This window comes from Candidatus Sodalis sp. SoCistrobi (assembly GCF_900143145.1).
GTDB lineage: Bacteria > Pseudomonadota > Gammaproteobacteria > Enterobacterales > Enterobacteriaceae > SoCistrobi.
This window is the reverse complement of record NZ_FRDB01000371.1, coordinates 1-1,408: the sequence shown is the minus strand read 5'-3', so window position 1 is coordinate 1,408 and position 1,408 is coordinate 1. Positions and strand designations below refer to the sequence as shown.

Annotated in this window: 5 protein-coding genes; all 5 read left to right on the top strand. The window is 47.7% G+C overall.

Annotated elements, in window-relative coordinates:
* On the top strand, positions 1-191 hold a 191-nt coding region (locus CINSTRO3249_RS17475; protein WP_217265412.1), incomplete at its 5' end, for a hypothetical protein.
* Positions 192-279: 88 nt separating this feature from the next.
* The gene (locus CINSTRO3249_RS15905; RefSeq protein ID WP_074013907.1) at positions 280-558 is read left to right on the top strand and encodes a hypothetical protein; all 279 of its coding nucleotides are present in this window, start codon (positions 280-282) and stop codon (positions 556-558) included.
* 17 nt (positions 559-575) lie between these two features.
* Positions 576-779, top strand: coding sequence for a hypothetical protein (locus tag CINSTRO3249_RS15900; protein ID WP_074013906.1), 204 nt, complete (start codon positions 576-578; stop codon positions 777-779).
* Complete coding sequence (locus tag CINSTRO3249_RS15895; protein ID WP_084790292.1) at positions 776-1,033, top strand: hypothetical protein; 258 nt, start codon at positions 776-778, stop codon at positions 1,031-1,033. Before CINSTRO3249_RS15900 ends, CINSTRO3249_RS15895 begins: the two co-directional genes overlap by 4 nt.
* A gap of 3 nt (positions 1,034-1,036) precedes the next feature.
* Positions 1,037-1,252, top strand: coding sequence for a hypothetical protein (locus tag CINSTRO3249_RS15890; RefSeq protein ID WP_074013905.1), 216 nt, complete (start codon positions 1,037-1,039; stop codon positions 1,250-1,252).
* The last annotated feature ends 156 nt before the right edge of the window (positions 1,253-1,408 follow it).

Here is a 1,408-nt window from a genome sequence, read left to right as displayed (position 1 = left end):
TCATAGCGATTCCTTATGGTTGTCAGCCTCCGGTTTTCTTCGGTGGCGGTGGTGTATATTCCGGCTGCGGTGTAGGCCTTATGTCCTTTTCAGACATGTGTTTCTCAATCAATTTTTCCGGGGGTGTAACTACCTTCTTTTCAGACATCGGCCTAAACCTCTGTTGCATTGTAGGGGTACGCCGATTTTAACATATTTAAATTTCTCGTTGTAGGGGTACACCGGGACCCTCGCCGCCTGAGAGGGTCACCAAATCAGGCACTTAACACGGAGGCCACCATGCAAAAGCTCATTGACGAATTCGACCACCTGATAGAGCCAGGGACGATTGTTACTGATATAATCCTGTCCGGCGCAACCTACGACGACTGGGGCTATACGCTACAAGAGAATGATGACGCTGACTTTTTCACCGTCGATGTCCGTAAAGCTGACGGTACAACGCAGGCCATCGGCGACTTCTCCGACCGTGAGGACGCACTTGCTTATGCCGCGCGGATGGTTGAGAAATATCAGGCACCGCTCACGGACTATACCCGGAAGTTATTAAACGATTAGGAGCATGAAATAGATTTATGGCAGATGATGTCGATTTAGCCAGCCAACACGAAGAAGCATTCCGCCAACACCTGATTGCCAATCATCGAGAAGAGGAATTACCCCTCACAGGTCGTTGCTACAATTGCGAAGACCCAACCGAGGGTAATTTCTGCTGCAAAGAATGCCGGGAAGATTGGGAGAAGCGGAAATATTTTGATAGCCAACGGAGGATTGAATGATGAACGAATTTGATTATGAAGAACTGCTTTGCTCACTCTTTGGTATTAGCGACGAGCAACGAGAGGAAGCCGATTTTGATATTGAAGATGTATGCTTCGATAAATTCGATATTAGTTTTGGTGACTTTGTGCACGTAGCCTCACAACTGTTACCGCTGACACCTGTCGTGGAATCGCCACTGTCGAAAACCCGCTACCACGCTTTTATCCATAATGGCACCGCTTTTGTAAAGATGAAGGCCGAGGAGGATTGATTAATGAAAATCAATAAGCCAAAAGTCCTTATTCACAAACGCCAGAATCATGATAGTTATGCAATTGCCATCACTGATGATAGTGACGATTTCCATGACGGTTTACTGATAGTTTCAGCAGAGCCGAATGGGCGAGGCGAAGATGACGATGCCTGGGTGATGGCCGCGTACTACATGGCGGCTGAACTGGAAAAATACCGGGGAGAACGTGGTTCATGAAACTGGATAACGCACGAGTGCTGACCTTCAGTCACCCCAATATGGGAGAGGTCGTCGCCATCACCAACGGCGGCGAGAGTATCGACGATGCCCGCTATTTAATGAGCATACAAGAGCATCCATACGATGACCAGGAGACAATGGTATATAAATCAA

Excerpts from the sequence above, each read along its gene's own strand:
- CINSTRO3249_RS15905 (WP_074013907.1), top strand. The coding sequence starts at position 280 with ATGCAAAAGCTCATTGACGAATTCGACCACCTGATAGAGCCAGGGACG.
- CINSTRO3249_RS15900 (WP_074013906.1), top strand. The coding sequence starts at position 576 with ATGGCAGATGATGTCGATTTAGCCAGCCAACACGAAGAAGCATTCCGC.
- CINSTRO3249_RS15895 (WP_084790292.1), top strand. The coding sequence starts at position 776 with ATGATGAACGAATTTGATTATGAAGAACTGCTTTGCTCACTCTTTGGT.
- CINSTRO3249_RS15890 (WP_074013905.1), top strand. The coding sequence starts at position 1,037 with ATGAAAATCAATAAGCCAAAAGTCCTTATTCACAAACGCCAGAATCAT.